Origin of the sequence: Stutzerimonas azotifigens (genome assembly GCF_013522725.1) — a bacterium.
GTDB classification, from domain to species: Bacteria; Pseudomonadota; Gammaproteobacteria; order Pseudomonadales; family Pseudomonadaceae; genus Stutzerimonas; species Stutzerimonas azotifigens_A.
In genome coordinates, this window is sequence record NZ_JAAMRF010000011.1 from 40,974 (window position 1) to 60,117 (window position 19,144).

General features: G+C 63.1%; 15 protein-coding genes and 3 tRNA genes. 8 read left to right on the plus strand and 10 right to left on the minus strand.

Translation table 11 applies throughout. The features are described 5' to 3' along the window. The first annotated feature begins 136 nt into the window (after positions 1-136). The gene (locus G7026_RS19245) at positions 137-1,126 is read left to right on the plus strand and encodes a GlxA family transcriptional regulator (RefSeq protein WP_181072573.1); all 990 of its coding nucleotides are present in this window, start codon (positions 137-139) and stop codon (positions 1,124-1,126) included. A 137-nt stretch (positions 1,127-1,263) separates the two neighbouring features. Here G7026_RS19245 and zapE read toward each other — a convergent pair whose 3' ends face one another. The 3 genes from zapE to G7026_RS19260 all read right to left on the minus strand — a co-directional run bounded on the left by zapE (position 1,264) and on the right by G7026_RS19260 (position 4,581). Next, the gene (gene zapE / locus G7026_RS19250; RefSeq protein WP_181072575.1) at positions 1,264-2,358 is read right to left on the minus strand and encodes a cell division protein ZapE; all 1,095 of its coding nucleotides are present in this window, start codon (positions 2,356-2,358) and stop codon (positions 1,264-1,266) included. 161 nt (positions 2,359-2,519) lie between these two features. Beyond that, positions 2,520-3,881 carry a tryptophan--tRNA ligase gene (locus G7026_RS19255; RefSeq protein WP_181072577.1) on the minus strand — a complete coding sequence of 454 codons (1,362 nt, stop codon included), beginning with the start codon at positions 3,879-3,881 and terminating at the stop codon, positions 2,520-2,522. Between the two features lie 73 nt (positions 3,882-3,954). Next, positions 3,955-4,581, minus strand: coding sequence for an alpha/beta hydrolase (locus G7026_RS19260; RefSeq protein ID WP_181072579.1), 627 nt, complete (start codon positions 4,579-4,581; stop codon positions 3,955-3,957). A gap of 139 nt (positions 4,582-4,720) precedes the next feature. Here G7026_RS19260 and G7026_RS19265 point away from each other — a divergent pair, with 139 nt between their 5' ends. After that, a complete protein-coding gene (locus G7026_RS19265; protein WP_181072581.1) occupies positions 4,721-5,158 on the plus strand; it encodes a YhcB family protein in 438 nt (145 codons plus the stop codon). A 43-nt stretch (positions 5,159-5,201) separates the two neighbouring features. Here G7026_RS19265 and nadC read toward each other — a convergent pair whose 3' ends face one another. Further along, positions 5,202-6,050: a carboxylating nicotinate-nucleotide diphosphorylase gene (gene nadC / locus G7026_RS19270; protein WP_181072583.1), complete on the minus strand. Its 849-nt coding sequence runs from the start codon at positions 6,048-6,050 to the stop codon at positions 5,202-5,204. Between the two features lie 287 nt (positions 6,051-6,337). Between nadC and G7026_RS19275 the strand changes: the two genes are divergently transcribed. The 3 genes from G7026_RS19275 (at position 6,338) to G7026_RS19285 (ending at position 10,236) form a co-directional block, all read left to right on the plus strand. Next, positions 6,338-8,602, plus strand: coding sequence for a DUF1631 domain-containing protein (locus G7026_RS19275; RefSeq protein WP_181072585.1), 2,265 nt, complete (start codon positions 6,338-6,340; stop codon positions 8,600-8,602). Positions 8,603-8,709: 107 nt separating this feature from the next. After that, positions 8,710-8,883: a DUF3094 family protein gene (locus tag G7026_RS19280; RefSeq protein ID WP_181072587.1), complete on the plus strand. Its 174-nt coding sequence runs from the start codon at positions 8,710-8,712 to the stop codon at positions 8,881-8,883. 54 nt (positions 8,884-8,937) lie between these two features. Beyond that, entirely contained in the window at positions 8,938-10,236 is a 1,299-nt protein-coding gene (locus tag G7026_RS19285; RefSeq protein WP_181072588.1) for an NAD(P)/FAD-dependent oxidoreductase, read from the plus strand. Positions 10,237-10,361: 125 nt separating this feature from the next. Here the strand turns inward: G7026_RS19285 and G7026_RS19290 are convergent. The 3 genes from G7026_RS19290 to G7026_RS19300 all read right to left on the minus strand — a co-directional run bounded on the left by G7026_RS19290 (position 10,362) and on the right by G7026_RS19300 (position 10,604). Further along, a tRNA-Lys gene (locus G7026_RS19290) sits at positions 10,362-10,437 on the minus strand. Between the two features lie 5 nt (positions 10,438-10,442). Further along, positions 10,443-10,519: transfer RNA gene (locus G7026_RS19295), tRNA-Pro, on the minus strand. A 9-nt stretch (positions 10,520-10,528) separates the two neighbouring features. After that, a tRNA-Asn gene (locus G7026_RS19300) sits at positions 10,529-10,604 on the minus strand. A gap of 204 nt (positions 10,605-10,808) precedes the next feature. On the opposite strand from G7026_RS19300, the gene G7026_RS19305 reads away from it, so the two are divergent. Both G7026_RS19305 and G7026_RS19310 read left to right on the plus strand, forming a co-directional pair. Then, a complete protein-coding gene (locus tag G7026_RS19305) occupies positions 10,809-13,103 on the plus strand; it encodes a DUF1631 domain-containing protein (RefSeq protein ID WP_181072590.1) in 2,295 nt (764 codons plus the stop codon). Next, positions 13,100-13,444, plus strand: a complete 345-nt coding sequence (locus G7026_RS19310; RefSeq protein ID WP_181072592.1) for a PilZ domain-containing protein — start codon at positions 13,100-13,102, stop codon at positions 13,442-13,444. Before G7026_RS19305 ends, G7026_RS19310 begins: the two co-directional genes overlap by 4 nt. A 35-nt stretch (positions 13,445-13,479) precedes the next feature. On the opposite strand, the gene clpB is transcribed toward G7026_RS19310, so the two are convergent. The 3 genes from clpB to rluD form a co-directional block, all read right to left on the minus strand. Next, entirely contained in the window at positions 13,480-16,044 is a 2,565-nt protein-coding gene (clpB, locus tag G7026_RS19315; RefSeq protein ID WP_181072594.1) for an ATP-dependent chaperone ClpB, read from the minus strand. Positions 16,045-16,181: 137 nt separating this feature from the next. Next, the gene (gene pgeF / locus G7026_RS19320; RefSeq protein WP_181072595.1) at positions 16,182-16,931 is read right to left on the minus strand and encodes a peptidoglycan editing factor PgeF; all 750 of its coding nucleotides are present in this window, start codon (positions 16,929-16,931) and stop codon (positions 16,182-16,184) included. Next, on the minus strand, positions 16,928-17,902 hold the full coding sequence (rluD, locus tag G7026_RS19325) for a 23S rRNA pseudouridine(1911/1915/1917) synthase RluD (RefSeq protein ID WP_181072597.1): 975 nt from the start codon (positions 17,900-17,902) through the stop codon (positions 16,928-16,930). Before rluD ends, pgeF begins: the two co-directional genes overlap by 4 nt. A 147-nt stretch (positions 17,903-18,049) precedes the next feature. Between rluD and G7026_RS19330 the strand changes: the two genes are divergently transcribed. After that, positions 18,050-19,048: an outer membrane protein assembly factor BamD gene (locus G7026_RS19330; protein WP_181072599.1), complete on the plus strand. Its 999-nt coding sequence runs from the start codon at positions 18,050-18,052 to the stop codon at positions 19,046-19,048. Positions 19,049-19,144: the final 96 nt, after the last annotated feature.

The following is a 19,144-nucleotide window of genomic DNA, read 5'->3' on the forward strand; positions in this document are numbered from 1 at the left end:
TGGATGCAGAAGCGGCCGACCGGTTCATCGCAGGCGACTTATGGCTAACTGGACAGTGCCGGGAAAAAGCAAGACGATCATGCCGTAACTAGGCCGATACGCCTTGGCATCTCACAACAATTAGAAAACACCCTCAATGCCTGACCCGATCTGCATCAAACGCATCAGCGTGCTCGCCACCGATGGCGTGTTCGCCTCTACCCTGACCCAGGCCCAGGATTTCTTCCACATGGCCGCCCTGCGCCACGCCCTCCAGCTCGGCCTCGAGACGCCGACGCTCAAGAGCCGCCTGGTAAGCCCGAACGGTGGGTCGGTGACCACCTTCAGCGGCACGCAGATCGGCGTGGACAGTGCGCTGGACGAGGCCGACGTGATTATCCTGCCAGCCTTCTGGGGTGACTTCGACGCGCTCTGCCGACGCTATCCCGGCGTGACGCCCTGGTTAAGCGAGCGCCACCAGGCGGGTGCCGTCATCTGCGGCGAAGCCACCGGGGTGTTCTGGATGGCCCAGGCGGGTCTGCTCGATGGCAAGCAGGGCGCCACCCACTGGCGTTTCGCCGAGGAGTTCGCCCGCCGGTTTCCCCAGGTCCAGCTCAACCCGGACAAGCATCTGAGCGACAGCGACAACCTCTACTGCGCTGGAGGTACCACGTCGGCGAGCGATCTGTACCTGTTCCTGGTGGAGCGGTTCTGCGGGCCGAACGTGGCCCAGGGCATGGCGCGCGACGTGCTTTTCGAGGTGCAGCGCCGCTACAGCCCCGGCCGTATCGGTTTCGGTGGCCAGAAGCTGCACCTGGACACCAGCGTGTTGCAGATCCAGGAATGGCTCGAAGCGCACTTCGCCGAAAAATTCCGCTTCGAGGACGTGGCCCGCCAGCATGGCATGAGCATCCGCAATTTCATGCGCCGTTTCCAGGCCGCCACCGGCGATAAGCCGCTGCATTACCTACAGCGGCTGCGCGTGGAGACGGCCAAGGGATTGCTGTCATCGACGCGCAAGAGCATCAAGACCGTTAGCTATGAAGTAGGCTACGACGACGCGAGCTTCTTCGCCCGGCTGTTCCGCCAGCACACCGAGCTGACGCCCAACCAGTACCGCCAGCAGTATCGGCACAAGAGCAGCTAAAAGCTGGAAGCTGGAAGCTGGAAGCTGGAAGCTGGAAGCTGGAAGCTGGAAGCTGGAAGCTGGAAGCTGGAAGCTGGAAGCGTTCGGGGCAGCGTTAAAACTGCAAGCGCCTTTACTTCAAGCTTCCAGCTGCTTTCTTAGGGCTTATGCGGGCGCGAAAGGAACTCGTGGGACTGCATCTCCAGCAGACGGCTCAGCGTGCGCTGGAATTCGAACTCCAGCCGCCCGCCGGTATAGAGGTCTTTCAGCTCGACTTCGGCCGACAGGATCAGCTTGACGTTGCGGTCGTAGAACTCGTCGACCAGGTTGATGAAGCGCCGCGCCATATCGTCCTTGGCGACGCCCATCTGCTCGACGTTCGAAACCAGCACCGCCTCGAAGATCTTGCCCAGCTCGATGTAGTCGTTCTGGCTGCGGGGCCCGTCGCATAGCTCGCGAAACTCGAACCAGGCGACGTCGTTGGCGACCTTGCGCGCCTTGATCGCCCGGTTTTCGATCATCAGGGCTTCGTTTTCCTGCGCCTCGCAGTTTTCGGTGAGTAGGCTGCGGAAGCTCTTCTCTAGGCTCTCTTCGGCTTCGGTGCCGAGCGGCCAATGATAGAGCTCGGCCTGCTCGAGCGCCCGCAGCCGGTAATCGATGCCGCTGTCGACGTTGACGATGACCGTATGCTGCTTGAGCAGGGCGATGGCCGGCAGGAAGCGCGCCCGCTGCAGACCGTCCTTGTAGAGGCCGTCCGGCACGATGTTGGAGGTCGCGACCAGGCTGACGCCGTTCTTGAATAGCTCATCGAGCAGCGTGGCGAGGATCATCGCGTCGGTGATATCGGAGACGAAGAACTCGTCGAAGCAGATCACCCGTGCCTCGTCGGCGAAACGCCTGCCAATGATGGTCAGCGGGTTCTTCTCGCCCTTGAGGGTCTTCATTTCTTCGTGCACGCGCTTCATGAAGCGGTGGAAGTGGGTGCGCATCTTCTGCTTGAACGGCAGCGCATCGTAGAAAGTATCGACCAGGTAAGTCTTGCCGCGGCCAACGCCGCCCCAGAAATACAACCCTTTGATCGGTTCCTGCTGCTTCTTGCCGAACAGCTTGCCGATCAGCCCCGCCTTGCTGCGATCGGCGGCGATCAGATCGTCATACAGACGCTGCAAGTGCCGCACCGCAGTTTCCTGGGCCGCGTCGTGGAAAAAATCGGGACGCTTCAGGTCAGCCTGGTAACGCTCAAGAGGTGTCATGGCGGGATCGGGGTAGTGAAACGGGGTCGCCACTTTAGCGGCGCCCTCGGTGCTTGGCAATTTGCTGAAATCGTTCAACCTGAGCCCTCGGCCTGGCTAGCGGATTGGGATGCCGATAGTGCGACGACGAGCCCACGCCAGCCGGGCTCATCGCGACGGGATTAAGCGCTGGCCAGGGTCGCCACCGCCGTGTGCAGCCTCAGCATGGCAGCGTCGCGGTCGGCGACGTCGTCATAGGCAGGGCTGTCAGCGATGCATTCACCGTCCAGCCACAGGGTGAATTGATTGACCTCGTCGGCACGAAGTTCCAGTGCGTCGGCACCCTGGCCTACCAACTGCTGGGTCACGACGCCCACCGCCTTGGGATCGGCGAAAGGGCGTGAGAGCAGCAACTGCTCGCCATCGGCGGCCAGAAAGCGGAAGCGGAAGCTGCCGTCCTGCTCGCGAAAGCTGACGAAGCGCGCGCTCTTGCCGCCCTTTTTCTTGGCCTTCGTGGTGCTCTGCACCTCGCTGCGGAACGAGCGCAGGCCAACCGCCTCGCGGAGCTCCTGAAGGAACGGCGTGGCGATACGGCGCGCGTTGGCCGCACCGGCATGCAGGATGTCTTCGAGCTCGGACGGCTTTTCGATCAGTTGCCGGTAGCGCTCGCGGGCCTCGCCAAGCTCGCCCTCGAGCAGTTCGAACAGACGCTGCTTGGCCTCGCCCCAGGCGAGCCCTTCGAGCAATTGCTGGCGGAACTCGGCCTGCTGAGCGGGTGTGGAGAAGGCCTGATAGAGCGTGAACAGGTGGGAGTTGTCCGGGTCCTTCGGCTCGCCGGGCGCACGGGAATCGGTGACGATGCGGGCGATAGCGTCCTTGAGCTGCTTGGCGCTGCCGAACAGCGGGATGGTGTTGTCGTAGCTCTTGGACATCTTGCGCCCGTCGAGTCCAGGCAGGGTCGCCACGCTCTCCTCGATGACCGCCTCGGGCAAGGTGAAGAATTCGCGCCCCTGACCGAACAGGTGGTTGAAGCGCTGGGCGATGTCGCGCGCCATTTCCACGTGCTGAATCTGATCGCGACCGACCGGCACCTTGTGTGCGTTGAACATCAGAATGTCTGCCGCCATCAGCACCGGATAGCTGAACAGGCCCATGGTCACGCCGGCGTCAGGGTCTTCGCCGTTCTCGCTGTTCTTGTCGACCGCGGCCTTGTAGGCATGGGCGCGGTTGAGCAGCCCTTTGCCGGCTACACAGGTCAGCAGCCAGGTCAGCTCGGGAATCTCGGGGATGTCCGACTGCCGATAGAAGGTGACACGATCGGTATCCAGGCCGAAGGCGAGCCAGGTCGCGGCGATTTCCAGACGCGAGCGCTGGATGCGCTGAGGGTCGTCGCACTTGATCAGGGCGTGGTAGTCGGCGAGGAAGTAGAACGAGTCGGCATCGCTCTGGCGGCTGGCAACGATCGCCGGGCGGATCGCTCCGGCGTAGTTGCCCAGGTGAGGAGTACCGGTAGTGGTGATACCGGTCAGGATGCGGGTGGTCATGGCTGTCGTCTCGGCTCAAGCGGGGCAAGCAACGGCAAGACCGCAGGGCCTCGCCGTCATCGGGAGCGGTGGATCACAGGCGCGGTAGCACCAGATCCTTCAATTCCACCAGCTTGCCATGAAAAAAGTGCCCGCATTCTGCCACTTTCAGCAGCTCATGGGGCCGCTCGAGCGCCGCGCTGAAGGCATACACCGAATCGGGAGCGACCACCTCGTCATTCTCAGGCTGGATGATCGTCAGGGCACCACCCTGCGGCATCGGCTTGCCCGCCAGCCGCGAGACCGCCGGTGCGGCCATGAACAGGCGCTCGGGGCCCTGGCCCTGCTGTTCGAGGCGGGCCGCCAGGCTGGCGGCGACGAAACCGCCGAAGGAAAAGCCGAACAGCGTGACCGGCAGGCCCGGATGTTGGTCCTTGAGCCAACGCAGCGCGGCCTCGGCATCGTCGACTTCGCCGCTACCCATGTCGTGCTCACCGGCACTGCCTCCGACGCCACGGTAGTTGAAGCGCAGGGTCGCGAAACCAGCGTCGCGCGCGGTGCGCTGCAGGGTCGAGACCACCTTGTTCAGCATGGTGCCACCCTGAACCGGGTTGGGATGGCAGACGAGCGCTACGCGGGTGGGCGTCGGCTGATCGAAATAAAGGCCTTCCAGCGCACCGCAGGGGCCTTCGAGAGAGACTGGATTTTCACGTATCAACAAAGGGGGAACTCCGTGACCTCGGGTCGAGTCGACTCGTCTTGCTCAGACGCTGTCCGATGTCCACCGCGTCGCATCGCGGTATACAGGGCAGGTACGAGACGTTAACGTAAGCTCAGCCGTTTACCTAGAGGAAGGACTCGTGGAACAAAGCCTCACGATCTGGTTACTCCCGCTTGTCGGTGTCGCCATTGGCATCGCCATCGGTTACCTGGTGGCCCGCAATAGCTCGCCAAATCGCACCCAGCGCCAGGTCGACGACCTGCAGGAGCGCTTCGATACCTACCAGAGCGAAGTGGTGACCCACTTCAATACGACGGCCAGCCTGCTGCGTAAGCTCACCAACAGCTACCAGGACATCCAGGACCATCTTTCCGAAGGTGCCGACCGCCTGGCTCTCGACGAGCCTACCCGCCAACGCCTCCTGGCGGCGCTGCACGCCGACGAAAACACCCACGCCTCCAGCCGGGAGCGGCTGACCTCGCCTACCTTCACCGAACCTCCGAAGGACTATGCGCCGAAGGGCGAAGGCGCCCCGGGTACCTTGCACGAAAACTTCGGCCTGAAGAGCAAGCACTGAGCCGGCGTAACCCCGTGGCGGCACCTCTGCCGCCACTCCCGCCTCACTGACACAAGCGCATCGACAGGTCCACCGCCTGCACATGCTTGGTCAGCCCGCCGATGGAAATGTAATCGACGCCGGTCTCGGCGATGATCCTCAGCGTCGCCTCGCTGATCCCACCAGAGGCTTCCAGCTTCGCCCTTCCCGCCGTCAACCGCACCGCCTCGCGCATATCGTCCAGGCTGAGCTCGTCGAGCATGACGATATCGGCAGCGGCTTCGAGCGCCTGCTCCAGCTCCGCCAGATTTTCGACCTCCACCTCGACAGGCTTGCCCGGTGCGATACGACGCGCCGCCTCCACCGCAGCCGCGATCCCGCCACTGGCCGCAATGTGGTTCTCCTTGATCAGAAAGGCATCGTACAGACCGATCCGATGGTTGTGGCAGCCGCCGCAGGTGACCGCGTATTTCTGCGCAAGCCGCAAGCCGGGCAACGTCTTGCGGGTATCCAGCAAACGCACCCCGGTACCCTCCACCAGGTCGGCATAGTGACGCGCGCGGGTGGCCACGCCGGACAAGGTCTGCAGAAAATTGAGCGCGGTACGCTCCCCGCTCAGCAGCGCGCGGGCCGGGCCCTCCAGGTGGAACAGCGGCTGGTCCGGACGCACCCGGTCGCCATCGACCACCTGCCAGTGAACCGCGACCCGCGGATCGAGCTGACGAAACACCGCGTCGACCCAGGCGCCACCAGCGATAACGGCGCTTTCCCGGGTGATAACAGTCGCATGGGCAAGGCGTTCGGCGGGGATCAGCTGCGCGGTAATATCGCCCGATCCAAGGTCCTCACTGAGGGCGCGGCGGACATTGATCTCGATTTCGGTAGAGAGATCGGCGAGCGTCATATTTGGCATGGCATACTCCATTGCAAGGTGGCCGGATTATAGAGACAGGCTGACGCCCACGCAGCGAAGTTGGCAAGCGCTACGCGTTCTGCTAGATAGGAGCGGTGCTGTGATCTTTTTTGGATGCGCTCCCAAAAACCGGGAGTATCTGTGACCTGGATCATGTCCAAGCAAAGTCCGGGCTTGGCTTAACTGTGCCAGACCTATAATTAATCCCAGGACGGGTCTCAGCCGCGGAAACGCATAACCCCAGTTCACGTTGCAATCCCATGGCCGGTGATTGCGGGAGAGTTTCGATGCGAACCGATGCGAAAGTGGTGCACCTCAACAAGGGGACCCCTGAGCAAAAGCCAACTTCGCCGGTAGGAAGACTGCCCGTGGCGCTTATCAATGTGCGCGACAAGGCTGCACAGCAGCTCAAGCAGGCATTGCAGACTCTGTTCGACAATGCGGACGACACCCTGTTCGAGATGGCCGATCGCGCCACCAGCAACGTCGAGCAGAACGCTTTTTTTGAAGCCATGCGCGATCTGCGCATGAAGCGCCGCAACATCGAACGCGGCTTTTTGCAGAACATCTTCGAGTCCTTTTCCACTCTCAATCAGTACGAGATCGGCCGGCCGCAGCTTCAGGAAACCTCCTTCGACAGCCTGGCCTTGGTCCAGAACGACGAGCTGGAAGAAACCGTCGCCATCGACACGATGGTGACCAAAGTGGTCAACCGCGACGCCATGGCGCTCAGCCACCTGACCACCCGCCTCAACGCCTTGATCAGCAAAAAACTCGACGACAAGAGCAACCCGATCGGGCCACAGGCCCTTTGCGAGTATTTCCTTCAGGCCTGCCAGGGACTCGGCGTCGACATCAAGGTCAAGCTGATCATTCTCAAGCTGTTCGAGAAGTATGTTCTGAGCAACCTCGACCAGCTCTATGCCGAGGCGAACCAGACCCTGGTCGCTGCAGGCGTGCTACCCGAACTGCAATCTGCACCGCCCCGTCGCCAGGCACAACTCCGCACGAGCAGCTATGGGCAGGCCGGTGCTTCGGGTTCAGATCAGGGCGGCTTTGCCGACGACGGCATGCAGGAAGTTTTCGGTGCGCTGCAAAGCCTGCTCTCGGAAGTCCGCGGATCGGCACTGCCGGCACGCCACCACCCGAGCGATGCAGTCCCCATCTCCAGCCACGACCTGCTGCGCCTGCTATCCCACATGCAGAGCCGAACGCCCCAGTCGGTCCAGGATTTCGATCTTCAGGACCAGCTCGAACAGCTGCTACGCCGCGCCAGTGCCAAGAGCGGCAAATCGCGCATTGTCGGCGAAGTCGATGAGGACGTGATCAATCTGGTTTCGATGCTGTTCGAGTTCATTCTCGACGACCGTACGCTGCCCGACTCGCTCAAGGCGCTGATCGGCCGTCTGCAGATTCCCCTGCTGAAAGTTGCGGTGCTGGACAAGACTTTCTTCAGTCGTGGCAGCCACCCCGCCCGCCGTCTGCTCAACGAAATCGCTTCAGCCGCCATGGGCTGGGGCGACCAGGACGAAGCCCAGCGTGACAGCCTCTATCAGAAGATCGAACAGGTGGTGGTTCGACTGCTCAACGACTTCGTCGACGAACCCGCGATCTTCTCTGAACTGCTGGCCGACTTCCTTGCCTTTACCGGCGACGAGCGCCGCCGCAGCGAGCTGCTCGAGCAGCGCACCCGCGATGCCGAAGAAGGCCGTGCGCGCGCCGAAATGGCCCGCCAGGAAGTGGAACAGGCACTCAACGCCCGGATGCTCGGCAAGACCCTACCGGAAGTGGTGGTGCGTCTGCTGCAGGAAGCCTGGAGCAAGGTGCTGCTGCTGACCTGCCTGAAGCACGGCACCCAATCGGCAGAATGGGACGCCGCGATCGCGACCATGGACGACCTGATCTGGAGCGTCAGCCCCCACGAATCACCTGAGGAGCGGGCACGCCTGCTGGATCTGGTGCCAAACCTTCTCAAGGCGCTGCGTGATGGCCTGTCCAGCGCAGCGTTCGACCCGTTCTCCACCAGCGACTTCTTCAACCAGCTCGAAGCGCTGCACGTCCAGGCACTGCAGCCGCCGAAGCAACCGTCGCCGCCTGCCGCTCCGGAGTCCCGCGGCGACAATGTCTTCGACCTGCTAGAACTGCCGCCGTCCGAGCCCGAATTGATCGGACCTCCCGCACCGGCGATGGTCGAGGTGATTGAAGAGATCGTTCTCGTCGCCCCCGGCGAAAGTCGTGAACAGGAAACCGAGATCAACCTGCCCGATGACGACGAGGCGCTGATCAAGGTCGACAATCTGCGCGTCGGCAGCTGGGTCGAGTTCCAGGAAGACGAAGAGCATAAGCTTCGCTGCAAGCTCGCCGCGATCATCAAGCCCACCGGCAAATACATCTTCGTCAATCGCACCGGCATGAAGGTGCTGGAAAAGACCCGCATGGGTCTGGCAATCGAGTTCAGGCGTGGCGCCATCCGTCTGCTCGACGATGCGCTGCTGTTCGATCGCGCCCTGGAATCGGTCATCGGCAACCTGCGCCGCCTGAAGAACGCCTGAGCCCGCTCAGGCGCCCTCCCACCTCGCAAGCCAAACCAAGGCCAAGCCTTTGTCCTTGGCTTTTGGCCATGCACCGCTAGAATGCTCTCATCCCCCGAGAGGTGCGTATGCCAAGCCGCCTGACTCCCGAAGACCAACAGCGCGTCGACGACTATCTGCGCGCCCCTCAGCACCAGGTCACCCGCAAGCCTTTCCGTCCCTGGATCTTGCTGCTGGTCGTAATCGGCGTAACCCTCGGCCTTGGCCTATTGAGCCGCCTCCTCAGCCGCCTGGTGCTGTGAGCCCCTCTACACGCCGACCTCGACAGAATTCCCTTCACGTTTATGAGAACCCACATGTCACATCGCATCGTGATCATCGGCGGCGGCGCCGGAGGGCTGGAGCTTGCGTCTCGCCTTGGCAGGACCCTAGGCAAACGGGGCAAGGCCAAGGTCACTCTGGTCGACGCCAACCTCACCCACATCTGGAAACCGCTGCTGCACGAAGTCGCCGCCGGCTCGCTGAACTCCTCGACCGACGAGCTCAACTATGTCGCCCAGGCGAAATGGAACCACTTCGAGTTTCAGCTGGGCCGCATGTGCGGCCTGGACCGTGCGACCAAATGCGTCCAGCTGCAGGCCACGCTCGACGAACAGGGCAACGAGCTGATCCCGCCACGCACGATCGGTTACGACACACTCGTCCTGGCAGTAGGCAGCACCACGAACGATTTCGGCACCCCCGGCGCAGCACAACACTGCATCTTCCTTGACACTCGCCTGCAGGCCGAGCGCTTCCACCACCAACTGCTCAGCCACTACATGCGCGCCCATGCCGAGGAAGGCCCCGCCGTGGCCATCAGTGTGGCGATCGTCGGCGCCGGCGCCACTGGCGTGGAGCTCGCTGCGGAACTGCTCAATGCGGCGCGGGAGCTGGCTGCCTACGGACTCGACCGTATCAAGCCCGAGGACGTCCACGTGACGTTGATCGAGGCAGGCCCGCGCGTGCTGCCCGCCCTACCGGAGCGGATCAGCCAGCCGGTCCATCAGACACTGACCAAGCTCGGGGTAAAGGTGCTCACCAACGCGGCCGTCAGCGATGTCACGGCAGACGGTCTGCACACCAAGCAAGGCGATTTCGTCCCCGCCACGCTCAAGGTCTGGGCCGCGGGCATTCGCGCGCCGAACTTTCTCAAGGACCTGGACGGACTGGAAAGCAACCGGATCAACCAACTGGTGGTTCGCCCAACGCTTCAGACCACTGCAGACGATGACATTTACGCGCTCGGTGATTGCGCGGCCTGCCCGCAGCCAGGCACCGAGGGTCGCAACGTGCCACCCCGGGCCCAGGCAGCCCACCAGCAGGCGTCGCTGCTGGCCAAATCGATCAGGCTGCGACTCGAAGGCAAGCCACTGCCGGAATACCGCTACCGTGACTATGGCTCGCTGATTTCGCTTTCGAGCTTCTCGGCCGTCGGCAACCTGATGGGCAACCTTACCGGCAACGTGATGCTCGAAGGCTGGCTGGCACGCATGTTCTACATTTCGCTGTACCGCATGCACCAGTTCACCCTCTACGGAGTGACGCGCACGCTGCTGCTGATGTTCGCGGACCGCATCAGCAAAGGCACCGAACCGCGATTGAAGCTCCACTGACGGTACCGGGCCGGCGTAGCAGCCGGCCCCTACCGCAGCGAAAGACAAACGCGGAAAAACCCACGTGCAGCGGCCTGCATGTGAGCTTGGAACGAACGATGGATTAGATAAGCGCGAGGAAGAAATGGTGGGTCGTGTAGGATTCGAACCTACGACCAATTGGTTAAAAGCCAACTGCTCTACCAACTGAGCTAACGACCCAAAAATGGTCGGGGTAGGGGGATTCGAACTCCCGACATCCTGCTCCCAAAGCAGGCGCGCTACCGGACTGCGCTATACCCCGATTTGAAGTTGGCTCCGCGACCTGGACTCGAACCAGGGACCCAATGATTAACAGTCATTTGCTCTACCGACTGAGCTATCGCGGAACGTATCACTTCAAGCTCCTCAGCAGGATTCCCGCTTCAGAGGCGCGCCATTTTACGGTTCCCGCCGACGCTGTCAAGCCTAAAAATTCGCGGTTCGACAATACTTTGCAGCACTGCTGTCGAATTGATATATCTGTGCAACGGACGTCATTCTCACCGGTGGCGCAGCAGGAAGCGCAGGCCGCCTAGGCCAGGAACTGCCTAATGAGCATCAAGGACACCCCACCCTCCCCCGCGATTTCGACGCTTGCCAGTCGCGGCATACAGCCCCGCTTCGGCGCGCTGGGGCAAAGCCTGCGCCGCCTGGCCATGAACAGGCTCGCCGAGCATCTGGGCATCGTCTTCGCCCAGGCGGACGACACGCTGTTCGAATGCGCCCAGAGCGCGGAGAACAACCAGGTCCAGGCGCTGTTCTTCGACAGCATGCAGGACATCCGCAAGCAGCGGCCACTGATCGAACGCTCTTACCATCAGTTCGTCGGCAATCGGTTCGATGCCTTTCTAGGCGGTATCGTCGCGGAAGAGGCGGCGGCTCAACCCAGCCCTGAGGAGCTATCGCTCGTAGGCAACGAAGATTACGAGGAAACGCTGCAGATCAACGCGATGGCCGGACGCGTCAAGGAGCGCTGCGCATCCTCCCTGTACGGACTGGACCGCCGGCTGGCATGGCTTACCGAGCGCCCGGAATTGCACGAGGACAGCAGCCCCTTCGCACCGGCAGTGATCGCCCAGGGCTTTCGCGAAGCGATGACCTCTTCGCCCTTCCCTCTGCGCATCAAGACCATCCTCTATACGCTGTTCGAACAGCATGTAATGTTCGGCCTCGACAGCCTCTATGACGCGCTGAACCAGCGCCTCGTCGAGGACGGCATCCTACCGGAGCTAAAATATACGCCACAACGCGCTGCGCAGCCGGCTCGCCCCGCTACGCCCGGGAGCACACCAGCAAAAGCCGATACGTCGCAAGCGTTACCACAGCCCGTCGATCTCGATGGCGCGCCGCCACAGGATCCGGCCCTGCTGCTGCGCGGATTGACAGTCCTGCTCAGCGAGCAGCGCCGCCTGAGCGCCCCCGCCATGAACGACGGTCAGGACGAAGCGCCCGAAACCCTGCCAGGGAAACGCAGCTTCAGCGCCGACGAGCTGATCGAAGTACTCAATCGTCTGCAAGCCGAAATGGCCGAGGAGCTTGGCCAGCGGATCACTCAACCCCAGGACGTGGAAACCTTTCGCGACGGCCTGCGCCAGCAGCTCGACGCCGGTAGCACCCAGCCAGGCGCGCAAAAACTCACCGAAGAGCAATTGGATATCATCGATCTGGTCGGCATGCTCTTCGAGTTCATCCGAGACGACGAGAACCTGCCGGACAGCAGCAAGACCGTCCTTTCACACTTGCATACCCCATACCTGAAGGTGGCCTTGCAGGACAAAGCCCTGTTCACCGATCACCATCACCCCGCCCGGCGACTGCTCAATGCCATGGCCCAGGCGGGCGCGCTCTATGGCGGCGACGGTGATGGCGACGATCAGGCGTTATTGGCCAAACAGCGGTGGGTCGTCGAACAGGTTGCACGACATTACCGCGGCGACATGCAGCTGTTCGAGCGCCTTCTGGACGAGTTCAATGATTTCATCGCCGCCTTGCGCAACAGAGTGGAGCTACGTGAGCGCCGCGCCGTCGAAGCGATCAAGGGAAGGGAGCGGCTTCTGGCGGCCCGTCAGCAGGCGGTCGAGGCGATAGCCCGAGCGCTCGACGGCAAGGTAGTGCCCTCTATCATCAGCGACTTTTTGCAGCAGACCTGGACCGATGTGCTGGTTTTCGTCAGCCTGCGTCACGGCGACCAGAGCCCGCAATGGCAGCGCGCATGCGAAGTCGCGCAGGAGCTGGCCTGGAGCGGAACCCCGCTGGACGAGGAAGGCGCCGAGCACTTGCAAAGTATTCGCCTGACGATGCTCGACGACCTGAAAAAAGGCCTCGAATTGCTCGGCGGCCACCACGAGGCCGGTATCCGCCGCCTGCTGCAGGATCTGGTCGCCTGCCAGCACGCAGTCCAGGCCAACCAACCGCAAATAGCCGCCACGCTCAACCCAGCACTGCCGGAAAGCCCGCTGGGCATGATGCTGGGGGCCGACGCTACGCTGCCCGGCGACAGATCCAGCACTCCGCTATCCCAAGGCCTCGCGGCACGCGTGCAGGACCTGGAACGGCTCGAGTTCGGTACCTGGTTCGAATTTCTCGGCGCGGGTCAGCCGCGCCTTCTAAAAGTGTCCTGGTTCAGCCCGACGACACGCAATTACATGTTCGTCGACCACAGCGGCCAACGCGTCGCCGTTAAACCAATCGTTGAGCTCGCCCAAGAAATGGAGCGAGGCGAGGCCCGCATCGTCATGCCCGAACGTGGCGCACCCTTGATAGATCGCGCCATGAGCGCCATTTTCAGATTCCTGCAACGCCTAACAGGGCGCAGCGTGAAGGATCACCAGGGGAGCGAACGATGACCGACGAGCGCCGCCAGCAGCAACGCTTGCAGATCCCCGTCACTCTCGAGGTGTTCGATGTCCGCAGCGGGCAACGCCTAGGCCGAGTGGTAGACCTGTCCGTCGGCGGCTTCATGCTATTCAGCGAACAACCACAGGCCGAAACCTCATATCAGTGCAGGATCGCTCCAACCCCACCCTCCGTCGGCCTTGACCAACTGATACTGGGAGCCGAATGCCTGTGGAGCCGTGCCGGTGCCGACGGGCAGCACCACTGGTCCGGCTTCCACTTCGAATCCCTCAACGAGGGGCAGCACCTGCATTTGCAGGCGCTGCTGGAGTGCTTCAGCCATACGCCCTGAGCCCAGATGGAAGCACTCAGGGGTCCAGCCCGACCTCAGGCAAAGACGATCTGATCGTCGCTCACCTCGCCCCTGACCGTTGCGCCAGGCCCGAACGTGCCAGCCAGAATCTTCTGCGCCAGCGGGTTCTCAATCCAGCGCTGGATGGCGCGCTTGAGCGGCCGCGCGCCATAGACCGGGTCATAGCCGACAGCGATCAGCTTGTCCATCGCCTCCTGGGTCAACTCCAGGCTCAGCTCGCGCTCGGCCAGGCGCTTGCGCAGACGCCCCAGCTGAATCTCGGCGATACCGGCGATCTGGTCGTGACCCAGCGGATCGAACACCACCACCTCGTCGATACGGTTGATGAACTCCGGCCGGAAGTGATGGGACACCGCGTCCATCACCGCCGCCCGCTGGGCCTCCGGATCGCCGACCAGTTCCTGGATCTGCACCGAGCCGAGGTTCGAAGTCATCACCACCACGGTATTGCGGAAGTCCACCGTACGCCCATGGCTGTCGGTCAGACGCCCATCCTCGAGTACTTGCAGAAGGATGTTGAACACATCCGGGTGCGCCTTCTCCACCTCGTCCAGCAGCACTACCGAGTAGGGCTTGCGACGCACCGCCTCGGTCAGGTAGCCGCCCGCCTCGTAGCCGACGTAGCCCGGCGGGGCACCGATCAGGCGCGCGACCGAATGCTTCTCCATGAACTCGGACATGTCGATGCGGATCATCGCTTCTTCGGTATCGAAGAGGAATTCGGCCAACGCCTTGCACAGCTCGGTCTTGCCCACACCGGTCGGGCCAAGGAAGAGGAATGAACCGCTCGGGCGGTTGGGATCGGAGAGGCCCGCACGCGAACGACGCACCGCATTGGCCACCGCAACCACGGCCTCGTGCTGACCGATCACCCGCTGGTGCAGCATGTCCTCCATACGCAGCAGTTTCTCGCGCTCGCCTTCGAGCATCTTCGACACCGGAATGCCGGTCCACTTGGACACCACCTCGGCGATTTCCTCGTCGGTCACCTTGTTGCGCAGCAGCTGGTTCTCGGCCTTGCCGTGCTGATCGACCATCTGCAGGCTGCGCTCCAGGTCAGGGATGATGCCGTACTGCAGCTCGGCCATGCGCGCGAGATCGCCCTTGCGCCGCGCCGCCTCCAGATCGGCCTTGGCCTGCTCGATCTTCTGCTGGATCTGCGCCGAGCCCTGTACCTCGGCCTTCTCCGACTTCCAGATTTCGTCGAGGTCGGCGTATTCCTTCTCCAGCTTGGCGATGTCGTCTTCCAGCTTGGCCAGACGCTTCTTGGTCGCCTCGTCGTCTTCCTTCTTCAGCGCCTCGCGCTCGATCTTCAACTGGATCAGGCGGCGGTCGAGCCGGTCCAGCTCCTCCGGCTTGGAATCGATTTCCATACGGATGCGGCTGGCCGCCTCGTCGATCAGGTCGATCGCCTTGTCCGGCAACTGACGGTCGGTGATGTAGCGATGCGAGAGCTTGGCGGCTGCGATGATGGCGCCATCGCTGATGCTCACCCCGTGATGCACTTCGTAGCGCTCCTTCAACCCCCGCAGAATGGCGATGGTGTCTTCCTCGCTCGGCTCATCCACCAGCACCTTCTGAAAACGTCGCTCGAGTGCGGCGTCTTTCTCGATGTACTGGCGGTACTCGTCCAGCGTGGTGGCACCAACGCAATGCAATTCGCCGCGCGCCAGGGCCGGCTTGAGCATGTTGCCGGCGTCCATCGAACCCTCGGCCTTGCCAGCCCCAACCATGGTGTGCAACTCGTCAATGAACAGGATGACGCGCCCTTCCTGCTTGGACAGTTCGTTGAGCACCGCCTTCAGGCGCTCCTCGAACTCGCCGCGGAACTTGGCGCCGGCGATCAAAGCACCCATATCCAGGGCGAGCAGGCGTTTGTCCTTCAGCCCATCCGGCACCTCGCCGTTGATGATGCGCTGGGCCAGGCCCTCGACGATGGCGGTCTTACCCACGCCCGGCTCGCCGATCAACACCGGGTTGTTTTTGGTCCGCCGCTGAAGCACCTGAATCGTCCGACGGATCTCGTCGTCGCGACCGATCACCGGGTCGAGCTTGCCGTCCTCGGCGCGTTTGGTCATGTCCACGGTGTACTTGTCCAGCGCCTGGCGCGCCTCTTCGGCGTTGGGGTCGTTCACCGCCTCGCCACCGCGCAGGTTGGCAACGGCATTCTCCAACGCCTTCTTCGATACGCCCTGCCCCAGCAGCAACTTGCCCAGCCGGGTGTTCTCGTCCATGGCGGCGAGCAGCACCAGCTCGCTGGAGATGAACTGGTCGCCCTTCTGCTGGGCCAGGCGATCGGCCTGATTGAGCAGGCGCGCCAGGTCCTGCGACAGGTTCACGTCACCGGTGGGGTTCTGGATTTTCGGTAGTTGATCGAGCTCTTTGGTCAGCGCTTTGCGCAGCCCATTGATGTCGAAGCCGACCTGCATCAGCAGCGGCTTGATGGAACCGCCCTGCTGCTCGAGCAGCGCCTGCATCAGGTGCAGGGGCTCGATGGCGGAATGATCGAGGCCAACGGCAACGGACTGGGCATCGGACAGGGCAAGCTGCAGCTTGCTGGTCAAACGGTCGATACGCATGGATTCACCCTCAAGTAAGGCAGGCCGGCGCAATGAACCGCACCTCGAACAAAGCCTGCGCGATTGCAGCTTAGATAAGGGTCATTGTTGGAGATTCAAGCCGAACAGGGTTGATTCAGGTCAGCAGCAAGCTGTGATCAGCAAGCTTGGCGGGAATCGATCCAGACCAGGCTGGCCAGTCGGCCGGTGCGTGGCGCCCGTCGATAGGAGTAGAAGCGCGCTTCGCTGAAAGTACACAGCCCGCCGCCGTAAACAGCCGCGACACCGTGCGAGGCCAGGCGAATACGCGCCAGGGCGTACAGGTCGCCCAACAATCGCCCGGCATTGGCGCTTGGCACGAAGGCGTCCATCGCCTCGGGGTGCCGGGCGACAAAGGCTTCGCGTACCTCCGGCCCCACCTCGAACACCGCGGGGCCGATGGCCGGGCCCAGCCATACCAGCAATTGATCGGCCGGCACCGCCAGCGCTTCCATCGTTGCTTCCAGGATGCCGCCGGCGAGTCCGCGCCAGCCGGCATGTGCCGCCGCCACGCGGGTGCCGTCCCGGTCGCAGAACAGCACCGGCAGGCAATCGGCGGTCAGCACGGCGCAGGCGATACCGGCGCGGGCGGTCCAGCAGGCATCCGCCTCTAACCCCCGAGCAGGATCGGCCTCGACGGCGATGGACGAGTGGACCTGGCTCATCCAGGCAGGACGGCAGCCCAGGGTATCGGCGAGCAACTGCCGGTTACGGGCCACTGCGACGGGGTCGTCGCCCACATGGTCGCCTAGATTGAATGTCTCGAAAGGCGCCTGGCTCACGCCACCGCTGCGGGTCGTCACGCAGGCTTTTATCCGTGCGGCGACCGGCCAGTCCGGAACGATCCAGTCCTGCGGCCAGGCGCTCACCCGACGAACGCCTCGCGGTCCTGCTGTAGCAGGGTCAGCAGCCAGACGAAGTCGTCAGGCAGGGTCGACTCCCACTTCATCCGTTTTCCAGTTGCCGGATGGTCCAGCTCGAGGAAGCGCGCATGCAGCGCCTGACGGGGAAAATCACGCAGCGATTGCACCAGCGTCTGGCTGGCCGCTGGAGGAATGCGGAAACGTCCGCCATAGGCCGGATCACCCACCAGCGGGAATCCTACATGGGCCATGTGCACGCGAATCTGGTGGGTGCGCCCGGTCTCCAGCTTGACCCGCACGTGGGTGTGGGAGCGGAAGCGTTCGAGCACCCGATAATGGCTGACCGCCGGCTTGCCGCCGTCGATTACCGCCATGCGCTGGCGCTGCTGGCCATGGCGTCCGATCGGCGCATCGACGGTGGCACCGGCAGTCACCACACCAATCACGATCGCCTCGTAGATACGACTGACGCTACGTTGCTGCAGCTGCTCGACCAGGCGCGTCTGCGCCTGCAGCGTCTTGGCCACCACCATCAGACCGGTGGTGTCCTTGTCCAGCCGATGAACGATGCCGGCCCGCGGTACGTTCACCAGATCAGGCACGTGGTGCAGCAGGGCGTTGAGCAGCGTGCCGTCCGCATGGCCGGCCGCTGGATGCACCACCAGCCCGGCGGGCTTGTTCAGCACCAGGATGTGCTCGTCTTCAAAAACGATGTCGAGCTCGATGTCCTGGGCGACCCACTCCCCCTGCGCCTGCTGCTCGGCGCTGAGCTCGAGCACCGAGCCGGCGTGTACGGTGTCGCGCGGGCGCAGCGACGCGCCGTCGACCGTGAGTTGCCCGTCTTTGATCCAGGCGGCCAGGCGCGAGCGTGAATGATCGGAAAACAGCTGCGCCGCGACCTGATCCAAGCGTTGCCCGCCCAGTTCGAAAGGCACTTCTGCACGCAGGTGGATGGTCTGGTTCGGGATAGTGGACATAGAGGACTGCGGCGAGGGCGCGGCCTTTGGTTCGGCTGCGCGCTTTGTGTTTAAATACGGCATCTTTGTCCCGGAAAATCCGGGGCGCTCATCATAACAGGACGGCTCCGCGCGAGACAGCCAGCCGTCACAGGGACGCAAGCCGCCATGCAAGTGAAACACCTGCTGCTTATCGCCATCCTCGCCCTTACCGCCGCCTGCTCCTCCAACGAACCCATCAGCGAGAACCTGAGCGAAGCGGAGCTGTATCAGCGCGCCCAAACCGACCTGGACAACCGCAACTACACCAGCGCCATCAACAACCTCAAGGCACTGGAATCGCGGTACCCCTTCGGCCGCTTCGCCGAGCAAGCGCAGCTGGAACTGATCTACGCCAACTACCGCAACCAGGAGCCTGCCGCGGCACGCGCCGCCGCCGAGCGCTTCATCCGCCTGCACCCACAGCATCCAAACGTCGATTACGCCTATTACCTCAAGGGCCTGGCCTCCTTCGACCAGGACCGCGGCCTGCTGGCGCGCTTTCTGCCGCTGGACATGACCAAGCGCGATCCGGGTGCGGCGCGCGACTCGTTCAATGAATTCGCCCAGCTGACCGCTCGCTACCCCAACAGCCGCTACGCACCGGACGCCAAGGCGCGGATGATCTACCTGCGCAACCTGCTGGCCGCCAACGAGATTCACGTCGCCCACTACTACCTCAAGCGCCAGGCCTATGTAGCCGCAGCCAATCGCGGGCGCTACGTGGTGGAGAACTTCCAGGAAACGCCGTCGGTCAGTGATGGCCTGGCGGTAATGACCGAAGCCTACCAGCGCATGGGGCTCGACGAGCCGGCCGCGAGCAGCCTGGCGACGCTGAAATTGAACTACCCGGATCACCCCAGCCTGCGCGACGGGCAGTTCGTGCCGCGCGAACGCGAAGAAGATTCGCGCTCCTGGCTGGCCAAGGCCACCCTCGGCCTGATCGATGGCGACGTACCGCGCCCGCAGAGCGCCACCCGCGCCAGCCAGGACGTGATCCGTCAGTACGAAAATGCCCAGCAGGACCTGCCCCGCGACCTGATCCCCGAACTCGAAGAAGCCGCCCAGCAGGAAGAAGGCCCACGCCGCTCCTGGTGGAGTCGCCTCACCTTCGGCCTGTTCGACTGAACGCAGCGCGGCGCCCGCAAGGGTCGACTTAGCACACCAGAGCCCGGCACCTTGCCGGGCTTTGGCCGACATCCACCCGGTTTTTCTGGAAGCGCG